Genomic DNA, 16,051 nt, shown 5'->3' with positions numbered 1-16,051 from the left:
AGTCTTGCTGCAACCGGAGGATAGAGTACGGCGCACGGGGTTCGCAATTGGGCTGTCTTCCAACCAGGGACTGAATGAATGGGTCGCTATTTCATGAAACGCACCGGTGCGGCAATCATTACCCTGATTGCCGCATCAGTGGTCGTTTTCTCCTTCATACACCTGATACCGGGCGATCCTGTGTATGTGATGTTGGGGGATGGTGCAACACCGGAACAGGTGGCGGCCCTGCGTACCCGGATGGGTCTGGATGAGCCGCTGGTGGTTCAATATCTGATATGGGCCGGTAATGCACTGCAGGGCAATCTCGGAGAATCGATCTTCTTTGAAACACCCGTGACGGACGTCATTCGAGAAGGCGCGGAGACCTCGATTCTGCTGGCGCTGATCACCATGGTCTGGATCATCCTGCTGGGTGTGCCCATCGGCATTCTCTCGGCCATTCGCCAGGGAACCTGGATTGATCAAGGTCTGTCGGGTCTGGCGATGCTGCTGGCGTCCGTACCCACCTTCTGGGTGGGGCTTTATCTGATCCTGATATTCGCAGCAGGGCTTGGCTGGTTTCCCAGTTCGGGCTACCCATCGATTTTCGAAGACGGCGGATTGGCGAACCTGCGCTATCTGATCCTGCCATCGCTGGCGCTGGCAGCGCCCAACGCGGCCCTGATCCTGCGGCTCACCCGGGCATCCATGCTGGATGTTGCCCGTGAAGACTACGTACGCACCGCTCGCGCCAAGGGCATCAGTCCGTCCAGAGTGGTCCGACGGCACATTCTACGAAACGCCTTGCTGGCGGTGGTGTCAGCCTTCGGCTTTACCTTCGCTGCCCTGATATCCGAAGCGGTGGTAACGGAAACCGTCTTTGCACTGCCTGGCATAGGCCGCACCGTCGTGCAATCCATCCTGCGTCGTGACTACCCGGTCATACAAGGGGTGATTCTGGTGACGGTCTGCCTGTACCTTGTCATCAATCTGCTGGTGGATCTGTCCTACCGGTTGCTCGATCCAAGAGTGGAGCTGGAATGATACACATCCTGTCATCCTCCGCGCGGACCCTGGCAATACGCCCGCTGACTACCCTGGGCGTTGTCTTCCTGTTGAGCATCATCGCCTGCGCGACCCTGTCGCCCTGGATCGCTCCGTTTCCGCCGGACCAGATCGACCCGGTGAATCGCCTGTTGCCTCCCGGTGGGGAGCACCTCTTGGGAACCGATCACTTCGGTCGCGATACCTTCAGTCGGCTGGTTTATGGTGCTCGGCTTGCGTTGCTGATTGGTGTGGGTGTGGTGAGCTTTGCTCTGGCTTCAGGCGTACCCATCGGTATTCTCTCGGCCTTGTACCCGGCTCTGGGCCGCGTGCTGATGCGCATGGTTGACGTGCTGATGTCCTTCCCCTCGCTGTTGCTGGCGCTTGGCCTGATTGTCATTCTGGGTCAGGGCGTGTTCAACGCCATACTGGCGATCGGCCTGATCTATCTGACGACCACGGCGAGAATCGTCTATGGCGTGGCGCTGCGGCTGCGGGCAGAGCCTTATGTCGAAGCCGCGCGAAGCGCCGGGGCCGGCAGCTGGTGGGTCATCACGCGGCATATCCTGCCCAACATGATTTCTCCGTTATTGGTGCAGGCCAGTTTCGTGTTTGCGTTTGCCCAGCTGGGCGCCGCTTCGCTGGATTTTCTCGGGCTGGGAGCGCCTCCGGAAATTCCCTCCTGGGGGAACATGCTGGCAGAGTCCCGCATCTACATCACGCGTGCGCCCTGGTTGTTGATGTGGCCGGGGCTGATGATCGTGCTGACGGCATTTTCGCTGAACCTGGTTGGTGACGCTATTCGTGACCGAATGGATCCGCGGTTCCGTGAAATGGTGGGCAAGTGAGAGCGCCATGCTGAAGGTCGACGATATCGAAGTCTCGGTCAGACGCGGACCGAAGATCGTACGGGGTGTCTCTTTCCAGATTGCGCCGGGTGAAATCATGGCGCTGGTGGGCGAGTCCGGTTCCGGCAAGAGCATGACCTCTCTGGCACTGATGGGACTTCTGCCACCTGCCCTGGAATTGAGCGCTGGATCGATCACGCTGGACGGTGCCGATGTCACGCAATTGGCCCCGCACCAGCGAGTGCGTCGGCAGTGCGGCAAGATGGCCATGGTGTTCCAGGAACCCATGACCTCTCTCAACCCGGTGCTGAGAATCGGTGAACAGATCGAAGAGGCAGTGCGAGTACACGATCCCGAGGTTGATCCTGCCCCGCGTGCCCGGGAATTGCTGGACATGGTGCGTATTCCCGATGCAGCGCATCAACTGCGGGCGTATCCGCACGAACTGTCCGGCGGCATGCGGCAAAGGGTCATGATTGCAATTGCTCTGGCGTGTCGGCCACAGTTTCTGATTGCCGACGAACCCACTACCGCGCTGGACGTGACGGTGCAGCTGCAAGTGCTGGGATTGATTCGGGATCTGTGCGACAGGCTGGACATGGGGGTTCTGTTCATCACGCACGATCTCGGTGTCGTGGCACAGCTGGCTGATAGAGTGGCCGTCATGTACGCCGGGAAGCTGGTGGAGACGGCCGGTGTGCTGCCATTGTTCCGCACACCCATGCACCCCTATACCCGCGCATTGATGGATTGTCTGCCAGACCCGGAATCCGACGAGCCCTTGCTGGCCACCATTTCCGGATCCGCGCCACGACCCCATGCCATCCCTCCCGGTTGTCCGTTTTCACCCCGTTGTGAACGGGCGGCAGACACCTGCCGCTCTGGTACGGTTCCCACCGCCCGTGGCGCACTCGGTCAGGAAGCTGTCTGTCATTTCCCGCTGAACGAGAAGGCTACCGCATGACGAGTGATTCCGACCTGATCCTGGACATTCGTGATCTGAAGAAGGTGTTCAAGGTACGGCGCAAGGGCGTGACTCATGCCATTCACGCTGTCAATGGCATCTCACTGAGTGTACGTCGAGGAGAGACGCTGGGAATTGTCGGTGAATCCGGCTGCGGCAAGTCCTCCCTGGCTCGCGTTCTGCTGGGATTGACACAGGCCGATGGCGGGCAGGTCCTGCTGGATGGGCAGGATCTGCTAAGCAAGAGCCGGCGTAAGATGGCCGATACACGTTTGAACCTGCGCATGGTGTTTCAGGACCCGTATGCATCGCTGAACCCGAGACGCTCTGTAGGCGACTCTGTCGCCGAAACAGGGGACATACATGGAATATTTCAGAGCAGGAAGGAGCGGGCAGAACGTGTCGGCAAGGCGCTAGATCTGGTCGGGCTGGGCGCCAACTTCGCCGCAAGCTATCCCCATGAATTATCCGGTGGGCAGCGGCAACGGGTGGGTATCGCTCGGGCCATTCTGCCTGAGCCACAACTGGTGATTGCCGATGAACCGGTATCGGCTCTGGATGTGTCCATTCAGGCGCAAGTGCTGAACCTGCTGGCAGAGTTGAAGTCACGACTGGGCCTGACACTGATGTTCATCAGTCATGACCTGGGGGTCGTGGCCAAGATCTCGGACCGGGTGGCGGTGTTGTACATGGGGGAGGTGGTCGAACTGGCCTCTGCTCGCGCCTTGTTCACCAACCCGCAACACCCCTATACGAAGCTGCTGCTGGCCGCCATTCCACGACCGGACCCATCGAAGCGCATCACCGGGGCCGTGGAAGTCAGCGAGCCGCCCAGTCGCCTGCGACAGATGTCTGGCTGCCCGTTCCGCGATCGCTGCTCACAGGCGGTTGCCAGATGTGCAAGTGACGCTCCGGTGCTGCGCGAGATTGCGCCACAGCGGTTTGCAGCCTGTCACGTCGTGTGACGTGGCTGCGTTCGCATGGCAGGAAAACGCGATCAGTCGCATTTTTCTGACGCTGGTTTGCGGCCTGTTGCCTGTTTTCACACACGTCTTTCGTGCAGAACGCTCGTCTCCTGCCACAGCGTTCAAGATGGATATTTCTTGAGTCGTTAACCGTAGAAGAGCAGATATAGCTCTGTAACAGGTGTCCGAACATGAATGTAAGCACCTCCAACGATTTGACGTCGACAGCCATGTCCTTGTCACACGCACAGACCGCTCCGCCCATGCCTCCTGGTGGAGGCGATGGCGGCCCTTCCTCCCGCGTCGCCCCGATGGAAGCCCTTGGCGGCACACTGCCAGAAGATGCGAAGAACGCTCTGTTCGCAGGAACAGGTCAGCTTGCCGATTCCGGTGCCAGCGTCGACGAGATCCAGTCCTTCGTGGACAGGCAGCTCGCCACCGATGACGGCGATTTCTCTGCGGGCTCGCAACGCACCGGGCAGCTGGTGGACATGATGGCCTGACGCCGTTCAGTTATCAGTACAGCCTGTTCTTCAGCTCCTGCGTGACAGTCTGGTCTGTCAGTGACATCTGACTGGTGTCCATGATGTTGCCGGTGGTGACCTGACGCTGGTGCAGCCTCGCTCCCTGACCCGGGGGGCTTGTTACACTCAGCGCTTTGAGACCACCGTGGAGAGACACATGAACCGTGAAGATGCCCTGGCGGGCGTACTGGTCGCCGATGCGGCAGCGATGGGTTTGCATTGGCTGTATGACCAGGAGCAGATCGAGACGATTGCCCGCAGTGGTGATGTTCTGTTCCGCCAGCCGGATGCTGCCGTGTATGAAGGCAAGAAGGGCTACTTTGCGCATGCGGCCAGGCGTGCAGGTCAGTTGTCACACTATGGGGAATCTGCGCGCATCGTTGGGCAGTTGGCTGTCGATGGGCAATACCAGACAGACACGCATCGACAACACTTCTTCGAGTCCTTTGGCCCGTGCGGGCACTACGTGGGCTATGCAGACCGACCCACAAAACAACTCGTGGCTCGCATGATCCGTGAAGAGGCGGATATCGCTGACGCATCGGGTATGGACGACAATCAGATGCCGGCCCTGTGTGTGGTTGCGGGTCTGTTCGCTGCCGGTCAATCAGCGGATACGGCGAACTCTGCTGCAAAGGTGATTTCGGTCAATGAGGATGTGCTGGCTGCCGCCGGTGCCTTATATCACTGTCTGGATGAAATCCTGCAAGGCAAGTCCCTGACTGATGCATTGACCTCATCGGCAGAGGCGATGCCCGGTCATGTGGGTGAGAGGATGCGAGAAGCGCTGACCCTCGATGCCTATCAGCCGCTGGAGACAGCCAGTCATTTTGGCCTGGCCTGCTATGCCGAGCATTCCATGCCAGTGGTCTGGCATCTGCTCAGGCATGCCACCGATTTCGAATCCGCCGTACGTGACAACATTCGCTGCGGCGGAGACAGCTGTGGACGTGCCATGGCGCTGGGGGCAATCGCCGGGCTGGTGTTCGGAGTGCCTGACACACTGATTGAACGGATGGCCGAGGGGCGAGTGCCGGTCAATGGCTGACGCTGAGGGCGCGGAACGAGTGCTGGTAGGGGTTTTCATCGAAATGGTGTTGACACCCTACTAGTAGGAAGGTAATCTCGCCACATGAACAGCAACCCGACAAGAGATCTCATTCTGGACAGTGCGCAAGCGCTGGCGCAGGCTCGTGGTTTCAACGGGTTCAGTTATGCCGATATTGCGGCAGAAGTCGGTATCAGAAAAGCCAGTATTCACCATCATTTTCCAACCAAGCACGCTCTGGAAACCGAGTTGCTCGAGCGATACCGAGCGACATTCATCGCCGAGCTGAACTCCATCGAATCCAGTGTGTCAGGAAGCGTCGAACGGTTGCAGCGATATGCACAGCTGTATACCAATACCCTGAGCAATCACTGCATTTGTCTGGCAGGGATGATGGCATCGGATGTCGGCGCGTTGCCCGAGCAGCTGAAACCTTCACTGGAAGGTTTTTTTCGGGAGCACATGGAGTGGTTGACCAAGGTTCTGGCCGCTGGCAAGAGTGCCGGAGAGTTGAACTTCGACGGCTCGGCGCCTGCCCAGGCAAGTGCCTTTCTGGCGGCGTTGCAAGGGGGTCTGCTGATGGCGAACGCCATGGGAGATGACGCTGTCTTCAAGAAGTTGAAGCAGACACTGGTTTCTCAGTTGAAGTCATAGTTTTCATTAACCGATTGGTTTTCATTTGCCGATTGAACCTACCTACTAGTTGGGTGTCTGAGGTGAATGTCAAAAGTCCTGCCAGAGAGTGTCAGTACGTCCGTTCAGCCTACCATTCAGTAGGATGAATCAGGAGAAAGTCTGCGATCGAGCCGTTTCAGCAAGGTCGCTTTTTATTTGATCCATTGTCCTACCTTCTAATAGGATGCCAACAAAGGAAGAAAATCATGTTCAACAATGAAACAGTCGTCATCACGGGTGGTACCAGCGGAATCGGCTTGCGCGTTGCCGAGCGTCTGAGCAAGGCCGGGGCGCGAACCGTACTGATCGGTCGCAATGCGCAGAAAGGGGAAGCGGCAGCCAGCACCATCAGCGGTGCCAGTTTTGTACAGGCTGATCTGGGCGATGTGGCTGATGTCGAACGGCTGACAAGCCGTCTGGACAGCGACTTTCCGGGCATTCGCTACCTCGTCAACAATGCGGGCGTCTTCATTCCGCAGCCGTTTGTAGATGCCGAACGTAAGGATTACGACAGCTACCACGATATCAATCGCGGTACCTATTTTCTGACCCAGGCCATTGTCAGGCAACTCATCAATGCCGATCGTCCGGGTGCCATCGTGAATGTCGGTTCCATGTGGGCCCATCAGGCCATCAAGGCGACGCCTTCAGCGGCCTATTCCATGGCCAAGGCAGGCCTGCACGCGTTCACGCAGCACCTGGCGATGGAGTTGGGTGACAGGAACATCAGGGCGAATGCGGTAGCTCCGGCGGTGGTGGAAACGCCGGTGTACAACAGCTTCATCCCCGAAGAGCAGGTTGCCGAGGCGCTGGCAGGCTTCAACGCCTTCCACCCCATTGGTCGTATCGGTAAAGCGGATGAGGTGGCAGCAGCGGTTCAGTTTCTTCTGTCCGACGAGGCGTCCTGGATCACCGGATCCATCCTGAACGTGGATGGTGGGGTGATGGCAGGTCGCAATTGATCCTGTTTCAAACCAACAACGAGAAAACTGCCATGAAAAAGCATATACATCCGGTCCTGAAGCCCACGGTCTTTGCCTGTGGCAACTGCGGGACAGAGATTTCGACAGCCTCCACCAGATCGGATCACGCCAGTCTTGAAGTCTGCTCGAATTGCCATCCCGCTTACACGGGCAAAGTGGTGACGTCGGTGTCAGGTAGTCGTGTTGATGCCTTCCATGAGCGGTATGGCGTCAGGTAGTGGTCGGTCGGAGCGGGCCGGTATGGTCGGTCCGCTCTGTCCATCGGGTTTTTCCGGGGACGCCAGACTCTGTTGGTGCAAGGTGCTCCCGGTGCCCTGCCATTCCAGGCAGCAGGCTACCGCATCACTGAAACACGAGTCATGGTGTTCCAGGACTGCTGCTGCCCCTGATACACCCGTCTGATGGGTCGATCACGGACTGCAAGCCTCAAACGACTCGACTCGGCAGGACACCAGATAGCCCTCGTCCAGTGGTCGGTTGATCATGTCATCGCCCACCGTGAGGACAATGCTCTCGACAGTGCCGTCCCCATCGGTGTCATCAAGGCTTGCCAGCAGGGAGCTGCCATCCGAGGCGGTGACGGATAGAGAACCGGAATGCCAGAGTCCGACAGGTTCGTTGACATCGGAGTCAGGGTTGTAATCCAGCTCGATGAAGACGCTCAGGGTATCGGTAGAGACACTGGGCAGCTCCGCGGCGAATGAGATCGTGGCGTCGATACTGCCGTAGAGAATGTTGAGAAAGGAGCCGTTCTCCCGCTTGAGCTGGCTGTTGAATACCGACTCGAAATCCGTGATTCTCATGACACGAACGCCATCGGCTGATTCTTCGGAATAAAGGATGACGGTCATTGTATCGGTGCCAATGCCCTGATAACGGTTGTAGGTTCCGTTGTACGATCCGCTGTATTGATAGGTGAGCGTATCGTCCACCGGCGTGACTGCGGTATTCTCATGCTGACTGCCGAAATACCCCGAGCGGCCGCCGGAAGAGCTGGTGACCGTGCCACTGTAGGTGCCGTCAGGCAGTACACACTTGTCCAGGCTGATTCTGTAGCCCTGACTGATCTCGCCCCCGAAGACTGACAAGGCGTTTGCACTGCCACCGGCATTGCAGACATATTCGCCACCGTTCAGACCGCCGAAGCCTTCATTCGAAATGCCACCGGCCGTGCCCTCGATCAGGGTCAAGCCGTTGGCTGGCTGCTCGGTTTCGGCGAAGAAGTTGTAGGCGGATTGCAGTACGGGACCCACACCATGGGACATGCGGTCGCTCGCCTGCTCGAAAGGTTCCCGATTGGCAATCTCGACCACTGCCTTGAGCACGCTGTCGGCGTTGTCCAGCGTAATGGCAGAGGGTGAAGAAGGATCGTCGACAGAGACGATGATGGAGGCGGCGTCGGAGAGCTGATCGGCATCATCGATGGCTCTAACGGAAAAGAGATGTTCGTTTCGCAGGGGGAGGCCGCTGGCAAAGTAGCTGGTGCCATCGGTTCTGGTCAGAACATCATTGTTGTTGTCGTACACCAGGAATTGTTGTCCCGGTCCCTGTCGGTCCCAGAACAGCTCCAGTGAGTTCGAGGAGTACACCGCGGCACGCAGCCCCGACGGAGTGCTCGGAGGAATGACGGTATTCGGGTCCGCAGGTGTTTCTACGATGATGGTGCTGGCAGTGGATTGTCTGCCGGAGGCGTCTCTGGCAACGACCGTGAATGCCAGGTGCTCACCGGATGGCAGACCACTCAGAAAATGACTGGTGCCCTCTGTTTGGTCAATCAGCTGATCGGCCTGGTAGATGTCATAGTGCAACCCGGGTACATCCGAGCGATCCCAGAACAATTCAACTGCCGTGCTCGAATACACCTGGGCGCTGAGTTGGGCAGGCGAGGGTACGGTGTTCAGTTCGCTGTAGATGGTATCGGCCTGAGTGATCTGGTAAGGGTCGTACTGGACCCAGCTGCCATCGATGGTGTCCACCCTGGGCGCTGTGTAGAGCCCATCCAGATCGCCGACCGTGATTCCATGGATGCGCTGGCGTGTCGTGTGGTTGATGACGTTGTAGATGCCGGGGTCTACCGTGCAGCTCGTGTCATCCCGGTTACCGGATGGCGTGTCCTGCAGGGTGTACACGGAATACTCGCACAGGGTCTGCCAGGTGGTGGCGTCCTGAACCTGCATGTAGCCAAAGGTGTTGGCGCCCCAGGTCATGGTCTGGTTCTCCACCAGCACCTGGAACACATCGTCAGCCACGACAGATCCGCTGCCAGCCAACAGGGCGATACCGGTACAGAGCCGGAAGGTGAGTTTGTACATTGCAGGACCTCCTTGATTCGGTTGCAAGACAGGGCAGCTTCTACCGCGCAGTGTATTCCTGCGGACTGGCCGTTTGTCAGGTAGTTTGTTACAGGCCGTGCGGTAAAAATGGGTTCTCTTGTTCGCTGTAGAGACTGTGTGCATTTTCCACTGGCCAGTTCATGCTCGGCGCTACGAATCAGTTGCACATCGGCTGCGTTCCGCGGTTCGGGTGCAGCCTGTCTGCGTGAAGGGAAGGGGCCAAAAAATCCTGCAAGTCGGGTGGATTCCATGCAATAGTCATGTCCTGAGCTTGTAATGGAGCGTTCTCATTCACACGCGAAGCGCCTACCTGTGGCTTGTCTTGCCACTGAGCCCCCTGATTGCGGGGTTTCTTGCACTCGACCTGATCAATGGTCCGATCCCCGGCAGTGGGGCCAGCGATGCCGACGTCTCCAATTACCTCGCGATCAATTCCCAGCTGCCGGGGCTGCCCACGTTCTATCAGGATGATCTGGACATGCGCTTCTTTCCGGGGCTGGTGACGTTCATATCCTTTGGCCTGTTTCACCTGTTTGCCTGCATGACCGTCTTTGCGATGATGATGGTGCAGGCGTTTCATTTGCCATCGAAGGCGCGTCAACAGGCGCTGCTGATCCTGGCTGGCATCATCACCTTGCTGATCGCGGTCAACCTCATTGCCAGGGTGCCGAGCCTGATGGGAGCGCTGACGCTGACCTATCGCAATATCTGTTCGGTGCTGGTGGCCGGAGACGTGGTCTCCCACCTGTTGCCGGGCAGCTGTACGGAGAAGGGCATCAGTGCGTTTGCCTGGCTGGCGTTGTTGCCGTATCTGTTCGGTTTGCTGGCGGCTGCGAGCGCCGCTGCCGTGACCAGCGTCGCCACACGCCCCATTGTCGCCAGTGACGACATTCAGCAGGAGCTGGAAAGGCGAGCTCATCAACTGGAACAGGCCTCTCGCGGGACGGCCTTCGTGCTGGTGACCAGCGTGATCACGATGATGCTGTTCTATCAGTTGCCTGTCAGTCTGATTCAGGAGCCACATGCGCTGGCCCTGATGAGCCATTATTCGAACAGCCTGTCGCTGTTCTGGGGGGTGATATTCACGCTCACGCTGGTGGCAATATTTGCCCCTGCCAGCTGGATGATCAGGCAGCAGCTGCGCGAGCTGCAAGTCGATGCCTCCTTGCCGGAGACGCTACTGAGTGACACCACACGAGAGCGACTGTTGACCGCGCTCGGCGCATTGGCGCCGTTGCTGGTGGGTGCGTCGGGCTCGATCATCGAGAAGTTGACAGCGACTCTCTAGCTCACTGCCGCGATCGCTTCTCGATACCAGGCCTCTGCCGGCTACACCCGCGACGGCTGAAACAGCTTGTCGGCCACGAACGTCCGGTGTTGTACCAGTGTCCACAACACGCTACAGGCGATGCCGATCACGATCAGCAGAATGCCGTAGTTGCGAATGAGATCGTGCGAATTGACAGACACGATCTGAATGCCGGTAGCGCCCGCGATGGTTGCGCAGAACTGAATGAGGGCGGCGGCGGAACCGGTGTCCTGCGTTTGCTGATCCAGCAGCAGGTTCGCGCCGGGTACACGTACCAGGATGACCGACACGGTCGATATGGCAGCCAGAGGGGCAAAGAACCAGGGAGACAGTCGGCCGAACAACAGCATGGCTGTACCGCTGGCGATGAACACCATGAAGCTGCCCAGTATGAGTCGCCGAACAGGTATGACTTGCGACAACCGCATGTAGAGGGTTGGCCCGATCATCGCAAAACAGGCATTGGCGGCAAACAGGAAACTGAATGCCTGCTCCGACATGCCGAATTCATCCACGTAGACATAGGCGGCAATGCCGAGGAAAGACATCAGGCACATGGGTACCAGCGAAAAGACCAGCAACAGATAGCAGAACCGCGGGTTTGCCAACACGACAAACAATCGGCCCCAGGCTTTCGGCAGAGAGCCGGTGGACTTCTCTTTCAGGGTTTCTCGATACAGGGTGACGAGTACGCTTGCGCTGCAACCGAACACTGCCAGTGCAACAAACATCGCCCTCCAGGATGCAATCTTCAACAGAAAGGCACCCAGCACTGGCGCGATCATCGGCGCTATCAGAACCAGAGACATGATCGTGGCCATGACCCGTTCCCGCTCACGGCCATCGAACATGTCCTTGACGATCGTGGTGCCGACGACCGTCACCCCGCCACCGGCAAACCCTTGCAATACCCTGAAGGCAATCAGGCTATTGATGTTGAATGCCAGCGTGCACAGCAGGCTGGCGGCGATATAGAGTCCCAGGGCAATGAACAGGATGGGCTTGCGACCGGAACGCTCACTCAGAGGCCCCCAGAACAGCATGCCGATGGCAAAGGCCACCATGTACGCGCCCAGCGTCAGATTGACCATGCTGCGACTGGTCGAGAACGTCTCGGCCATCTGTGGCAGGGCGGGCAGGTAGAGATCCATGGTCAGCGGCGGCAAGGCTGCCAGAGTGATCAGCAGGAGGAGTGTTCCCTTGCGTCCCAGTACAGGCTGTGCGGTATGGATGGCTGTCTCCCGGTGTGGTGCCGGCAGGGCGCATCAAGCGCTCGTCGCAACCACGGATTCGTTGGTGATCTGCTGGAGTTTATCAGCAGGACGCCTGTCGGCGAGGGAGTCCATGGACAACCTTCTGAGTCTGTTGGTCATGAGATTCGGGGTTGTCGGGGTAAGTCCCAGTGGAGATGCCATGTCTCGCGCAGTCATCTCTGCCAGCGAGTAGATACGACAAGCGGAAGGGCTGGCGGTCGGTCTGCGCTATTGTCAGGCTGGCAGTCAGCCAGGTGGCTGAAGGCATGCAGTCGACGTTGTTCACTGAAGACCGGTCAAAGGCGATGTGCTTGTCCTTGCCGGGTGAACGATGCCTCTCACCGACTGTATTCGAATTCCATTCATACGACAGCTTGGGGAAATGCATGTGCCGAGTGCTTGCCTATATCGGGCCGGAAATATCGATCGAAAGCCTGCTGTTGGGACCCGATAACAGCCTGGTCAATCAAAGCCTGGATCCGGAGTTGCACCCGCTTCTGCAACTGGCGGGATGGGGGTTCGGGGCGTGGAGCGAACACCTGCTGAAACCCGAAGAGCCATTGCTCTACCGCCGCCCCATGGCGGCGTTCTACGATGACAATGCCAAAGGCATCATTCCCAGTCTGCAGAGCAGTACGCTGCTGGCTCATGTGAGAGCTGCGTCCTATGATTCGGTTACTGTCATCGCGGACGAGAATTGCCATCCGTTTTCGTTCAAGAAGACCCCGTGGATCATTGCCCAGAACGGTGCCCTGCCGGGTTGGAAGGTGCTGCAAAGAGAGTTGCTGCCACGTTGCAAGAACGAGTATCTCGAGCAGATGCGAGGCACCACCGATACGGAATTCCTGTATGTGCTGTTGCTGTCACTGATCGAGAATGATAGCGACGACGGCATTCAATCGGCATTCGAGGATATGCTGGACGTCATTCTCCAGTCGATGAAAAAGCATGACCTGGTGGCTCTGACCAAGCTGAAGATTGCTCTGGTCAGGCCCGATAGAATCATCGGTATCAATTACGGTTTGGGGCACAACGGAGAAACCGAGATGGCGGCGGACTGGAGAGAGCTGCGAAAATCGGGACCGGGAACAGATGACCATGCCCTGTCGATGCTGCTGGAGCCGATGTACCTGTTGACGGGTTGCAATTTTCAGGAGCACAAAGACTCCTACAGGGTGGATATGTGCCCGGACGACGAGGCCACCTCCGCGATCTTTGCCTCGGAGCCTTTGACTGAAGAGGCTGACGACTGGTTGAATATCGAGTTTGGCGAGATTGTCTTTCTCGAAAAGAAGGACGGGAGAGTGTCGAAACAGGTGCGCAAGCTGAACCTGTGAATGGGTGACGCCGGAGTGCGGTTAGGATTGCTGCCGTCCCATGGCTCATCACAGTGCGATCGTCTAGAACATTCAGAAAATCGTGGGTGGTGCCTGTCCGGTGGTGGCGATTTCTCGTACATGCTGCAGTGCACCGCGCAGGGAAGATGCGCCGAGTAGTTTCAGGATTTCAGCTTCGTAGTCGGTCATCAGAGGGGTTTCGATAAGCTGTCTTTTCAACGAAATCAGATAGCTTATGCCGTCCCGCCCCATTGAACCGGCATATCCAGCGGCGCTGTTGATGGCCAGGCGGGCCAGTATTGGTGGCGTTGGGTTCGGGATGTTGGACGTAATGCTGGTGTACAGGACGGTATCCACATTGTGAAAGTCCTCAACCTGCGCAACCACGATCTGGTTCGATACCGGGCGCTTGGCATGCCGGTAATGCCGGTTCGAGCCTTCGCTTCGGGTTTCTCTTCGCCACAGCAGGTCTCGTGCAAGCTCGATATCAATGGATTCATCGAGGACCAGAACCACACCCATTACCGCCGCACCGAAGCCAACCACAGGCACCACCGTTGGAGCGCCATCGCGGGTTCGGCTCGATCGCGCAAATTCGATGTTGAAAGGTGTTTTCACATCGACGACTCGGTTGACAATCAGCGGTCCGAGTTCGATTCCCGGATCTTCTATCAGGGAGCCGTATGCCAGTATTCCGATTCTGCCCATGGATTCTGATGGACACCGTTCATGGTGTTCGATTGAAGACGATTGTTATGCGTCATCATGAACGAATGACGTCCGGATAGACTGCCGTTGCAGTTCATGCCGTCTCTGGCGGTGGGAGGGCTCGATGGAATCCTTGTCGCAGCTCAACGTTATCAGAATATCTTCGAGCAACGACTCTCGGTTAACCTCGCCACTATTACCAGGCCCGCCGTTGATTCATGCAATATAATGATTATCTGAATTTGCTTGACCAACCGCAAACGGGTGAAAAGGATGAAGGAATCGGGACGAGTTGTGCAGGGCGTTTCTCTTGCCACGGGCATCTTGCTGTCAACCGGCGCGCTGGCAGACACCACGGCCCCCGGCAATCTTCGTTATTCTGTCTATTCGCACACGGCCGCTGAACTGTTCTGGGATCGCGCCAGTACCGATAATGGTCATGTCAGCGGTTACGAGATCACTCGCAATGGCGAGGTACTCGATACACGCGATGGTCTGAGTCTGTTCATCGCGGATCTTCAGCCCGGCACCGTGAACGAATTCACCATTACTTCCATCAGCAGTAGCGGCGAGCGCTCGTCAAGCGTCAGTGCAAGTATCGACACCGGTTCGGCAACACCGCCCTTCAACTCGGCAGCACTGGCAGCCCCAGGCGGTCTACGCAGTAGTCGTTATTCCTCGCAGGCGTTCGAGCTCTTCTGGGATCGTGTTCAGGGACAAGCCTACCAATATGATGTGGAGATCAATGGCGAGGCCGTTGGCAGTACCGATGGCACCAGCTTCTTCGTCGGTGATGAAACAACCTATCGCGATGGATCGGGTCAGTTGCAGGTTTCGCTGGTGGCACGCAATGCAGCTGGCACGAGTTCGGCGCCAAGCGCGTTGACACTGGCAGCCGGCGATGGTGAGGGTGGCGATGGCAATCCGAGCGAGCCTGGCGATGATGCCTTGTTGTCGCTCGAACGTGCTGGCGCTCTTCTTCAGCAACTCACCGAATTGGTGCGCAGTAATGGTCTTGTCGAACATCAGGACACCCTGCGCGTCCTCAACAGTATTGGAGCAGGTAACTTCATTTCGGAAGAGTTTCTGGAAGGCACCAGTAACTATTACTACTCGTCCGATACGCTGTATCGACGTGAATGTGTTGACGGTGGCAGCGTCGAGCACCGCGTTGAATACGCTTATCACGGCTTTTACAGACACGGCTTCATCATGAACGATTGCCAGGTTCCGGATAATCGGTTTGTTTCCGGGTACGGCACATACACCAATGCGTACGATGGTTTCAATTATGCGGGTAATGTCTGGACAGGTAGTTCCGGGGCGTACGATGCACTGGTTATGGAGCACGGAGATACCCGTGAGACGATGACGGCCTCCTTGGTTCAGGACAACACCTCGCTGGGACAGATCAGTTCCAGCGATCTTTATAACGTGCGTCGCTATTTGCGCATCGAAAACGGGGAATACGACTACCAACAGGGTGAAGACGAATTGATGGTGCGTGACTGGAATCTTCGCTTCAACCGATTCGACCCGGAAACGGCGCTGCATGCTTTCAATCGTCTGAATGCCACCTTCACCGTCAGCGCAGGCTGGACTGACGGGCAGACGCTTGAAATCGACGCGGTGTTCGATGGGCGCGGCGAGGAAGCCCCCTGGTTCGACAGCGGTCGTCTGCGCATTGTCAGCGACACGGGTGACACGCTTGAAGTGCTGGCTGGCACGGGCGACCCGGAGACCTATCAGCTGGTGTCCACCGTGAATGGCGTGACGGTATCCGAGATTCGTCGCTGGGATGTCAACGGCTGTGAGCTGGTCAACACCTATTGGCAGCAAGACCTTGAGCGGGAACAGTGTGTGCTGATGCCTCCGCTTGGGTGATCAGGTTCTGCCGTACGGTCCACTCTGTATTGCTGAGCCTTCAGATAGGCCTGCTCAAGCAAAAAGGGGCAGTCATACGAGTGGATTTCGATGATACCTGTCTGAGTTGCCGTGGCCATTATTACCAAGTCAGCGCATGGTCCACGCAATAGAATGATTTTCTGAAGTCGCTGGACCAACCGCAAACGGAGGAA

Annotated in this window: 15 protein-coding genes; 12 read left to right on the top strand and 3 right to left on the bottom strand. The window is 57.6% G+C overall.

Annotated features, from left to right (window positions below):
* Window positions 1-78 precede the first annotated feature (78 nt).
* From ACUNV4_RS18080 to rpmE, 9 genes are all read left to right on the top strand, one after another.
* The gene (locus ACUNV4_RS18080; protein ID WP_430879997.1) at window positions 79-1,026 is read left to right on the top strand and encodes an ABC transporter permease; all 948 of its coding nucleotides are present in this window, start codon (window positions 79-81) and stop codon (window positions 1,024-1,026) included.
* The gene (locus ACUNV4_RS18075; RefSeq protein WP_430879996.1) at window positions 1,023-1,874 is read left to right on the top strand and encodes an ABC transporter permease; all 852 of its coding nucleotides are present in this window, start codon (window positions 1,023-1,025) and stop codon (window positions 1,872-1,874) included. The genes ACUNV4_RS18080 and ACUNV4_RS18075 overlap by 4 nt, the downstream gene beginning before the upstream one ends.
* 7 nt (window positions 1,875-1,881) lie before the next feature.
* Window positions 1,882-2,838 (top strand): ABC transporter ATP-binding protein, encoded by a 957-nt coding sequence (locus ACUNV4_RS18070; protein ID WP_430879995.1) that lies wholly within the window; start codon window positions 1,882-1,884, stop codon window positions 2,836-2,838.
* Window positions 2,835-3,803, top strand: coding sequence for an ABC transporter ATP-binding protein (locus ACUNV4_RS18065; protein ID WP_430879994.1), 969 nt, complete (start codon window positions 2,835-2,837; stop codon window positions 3,801-3,803). Before ACUNV4_RS18070 ends, ACUNV4_RS18065 begins: the two co-directional genes overlap by 4 nt.
* A 191-nt stretch (window positions 3,804-3,994) precedes the next feature.
* A complete protein-coding gene (locus ACUNV4_RS18060; RefSeq protein WP_430879993.1) occupies window positions 3,995-4,306 on the top strand; it encodes a hypothetical protein in 312 nt (103 codons plus the stop codon).
* Between the two features lie 178 nt (window positions 4,307-4,484).
* Window positions 4,485-5,375 carry an ADP-ribosylglycohydrolase family protein gene (locus ACUNV4_RS18055; protein WP_430879992.1) on the top strand — a complete coding sequence of 297 codons (891 nt, stop codon included), beginning with the start codon at window positions 4,485-4,487 and terminating at the stop codon, window positions 5,373-5,375.
* An 84-nt stretch (window positions 5,376-5,459) separates the two neighbouring features.
* Window positions 5,460-6,029 (top strand): TetR/AcrR family transcriptional regulator, encoded by a 570-nt coding sequence (locus ACUNV4_RS18050; RefSeq protein ID WP_430879991.1) that lies wholly within the window; start codon window positions 5,460-5,462, stop codon window positions 6,027-6,029.
* A 227-nt stretch (window positions 6,030-6,256) separates the two neighbouring features.
* Window positions 6,257-7,012, top strand: a complete 756-nt coding sequence (locus ACUNV4_RS18045; protein WP_430879990.1) for an SDR family NAD(P)-dependent oxidoreductase — start codon at window positions 6,257-6,259, stop codon at window positions 7,010-7,012.
* A gap of 32 nt (window positions 7,013-7,044) precedes the next feature.
* Window positions 7,045-7,251 (top strand): 50S ribosomal protein L31, encoded by a 207-nt coding sequence (gene rpmE / locus ACUNV4_RS18040; RefSeq protein WP_430879989.1) that lies wholly within the window; start codon window positions 7,045-7,047, stop codon window positions 7,249-7,251.
* A 192-nt stretch (window positions 7,252-7,443) separates the two neighbouring features.
* Here rpmE and ACUNV4_RS18035 read toward each other — a convergent pair whose 3' ends face one another.
* A complete protein-coding gene (locus ACUNV4_RS18035) occupies window positions 7,444-9,345 on the bottom strand; it encodes a hypothetical protein (protein ID WP_430879988.1) in 1,902 nt (633 codons plus the stop codon).
* A gap of 343 nt (window positions 9,346-9,688) precedes the next feature.
* Between ACUNV4_RS18035 and ACUNV4_RS18030 the strand changes: the two genes are divergently transcribed.
* Window positions 9,689-10,654 (top strand): hypothetical protein, encoded by a 966-nt coding sequence (locus ACUNV4_RS18030; protein WP_430879987.1) that lies wholly within the window; start codon window positions 9,689-9,691, stop codon window positions 10,652-10,654.
* Between the two features lie 41 nt (window positions 10,655-10,695).
* Here ACUNV4_RS18030 and ACUNV4_RS18025 read toward each other — a convergent pair whose 3' ends face one another.
* On the bottom strand, window positions 10,696-11,862 hold the full coding sequence (locus ACUNV4_RS18025; RefSeq protein ID WP_430880304.1) for a Bcr/CflA family efflux MFS transporter: 1,167 nt from the start codon (window positions 11,860-11,862) through the stop codon (window positions 10,696-10,698).
* Between the two features lie 452 nt (window positions 11,863-12,314).
* Here ACUNV4_RS18025 and ACUNV4_RS18020 point away from each other — a divergent pair, with 452 nt between their 5' ends.
* Window positions 12,315-13,265, top strand: a complete 951-nt coding sequence (locus ACUNV4_RS18020) for a class II glutamine amidotransferase (protein WP_430879986.1) — start codon at window positions 12,315-12,317, stop codon at window positions 13,263-13,265.
* Window positions 13,266-13,337: 72 nt separating this feature from the next.
* Here the strand turns inward: ACUNV4_RS18020 and ACUNV4_RS18015 are convergent, their stop codons facing one another.
* Complete coding sequence (locus tag ACUNV4_RS18015; protein ID WP_430879985.1) at window positions 13,338-13,973, bottom strand: hypothetical protein; 636 nt, start codon at window positions 13,971-13,973, stop codon at window positions 13,338-13,340.
* 273 nt (window positions 13,974-14,246) lie between these two features.
* Between ACUNV4_RS18015 and ACUNV4_RS18010 the strand changes: the two genes are divergently transcribed.
* Window positions 14,247-15,857 carry a hypothetical protein gene (locus ACUNV4_RS18010; protein ID WP_430879984.1) on the top strand — a complete coding sequence of 537 codons (1,611 nt, stop codon included), beginning with the start codon at window positions 14,247-14,249 and terminating at the stop codon, window positions 15,855-15,857.
* Window positions 15,858-16,051 lie beyond the last annotated feature (194 nt).

Source organism: Granulosicoccus sp. 3-233 (genome assembly GCF_052681095.1).
Note: the sequence above shows the minus strand (reverse complement) of the source record. Positions and strands in the feature narration are given on the sequence as shown.

Excerpts from the sequence above, each read along its gene's own strand:
- ACUNV4_RS18080 (WP_430879997.1), top strand. The coding sequence starts at position 79 with ATGGGTCGCTATTTCATGAAACGCACCGGTGCGGCAATCATTACCCTG.
- ACUNV4_RS18075 (WP_430879996.1), top strand. The coding sequence starts at position 1,023 with ATGATACACATCCTGTCATCCTCCGCGCGGACCCTGGCAATACGCCCG.
- ACUNV4_RS18070 (WP_430879995.1), top strand. The coding sequence starts at position 1,882 with ATGCTGAAGGTCGACGATATCGAAGTCTCGGTCAGACGCGGACCGAAG.
- ACUNV4_RS18065 (WP_430879994.1), top strand. The coding sequence starts at position 2,835 with ATGACGAGTGATTCCGACCTGATCCTGGACATTCGTGATCTGAAGAAG.
- ACUNV4_RS18060 (WP_430879993.1), top strand. The coding sequence starts at position 3,995 with ATGAATGTAAGCACCTCCAACGATTTGACGTCGACAGCCATGTCCTTG.
- ACUNV4_RS18055 (WP_430879992.1), top strand. The coding sequence starts at position 4,485 with ATGAACCGTGAAGATGCCCTGGCGGGCGTACTGGTCGCCGATGCGGCA.
- ACUNV4_RS18050 (WP_430879991.1), top strand. The coding sequence starts at position 5,460 with ATGAACAGCAACCCGACAAGAGATCTCATTCTGGACAGTGCGCAAGCG.
- ACUNV4_RS18045 (WP_430879990.1), top strand. The coding sequence starts at position 6,257 with ATGTTCAACAATGAAACAGTCGTCATCACGGGTGGTACCAGCGGAATC.
- rpmE (WP_430879989.1), top strand. The coding sequence starts at position 7,045 with ATGAAAAAGCATATACATCCGGTCCTGAAGCCCACGGTCTTTGCCTGT.
- ACUNV4_RS18035 (WP_430879988.1), bottom strand. The coding sequence starts at position 9,345 with ATGTACAAACTCACCTTCCGGCTCTGTACCGGTATCGCCCTGTTGGCT.
- ACUNV4_RS18020 (WP_430879986.1), top strand. The coding sequence starts at position 12,315 with ATGTGCCGAGTGCTTGCCTATATCGGGCCGGAAATATCGATCGAAAGC.
- ACUNV4_RS18015 (WP_430879985.1), bottom strand. The coding sequence starts at position 13,973 with ATGGGCAGAATCGGAATACTGGCATACGGCTCCCTGATAGAAGATCCG.
- ACUNV4_RS18010 (WP_430879984.1), top strand. The coding sequence starts at position 14,247 with ATGAAGGAATCGGGACGAGTTGTGCAGGGCGTTTCTCTTGCCACGGGC.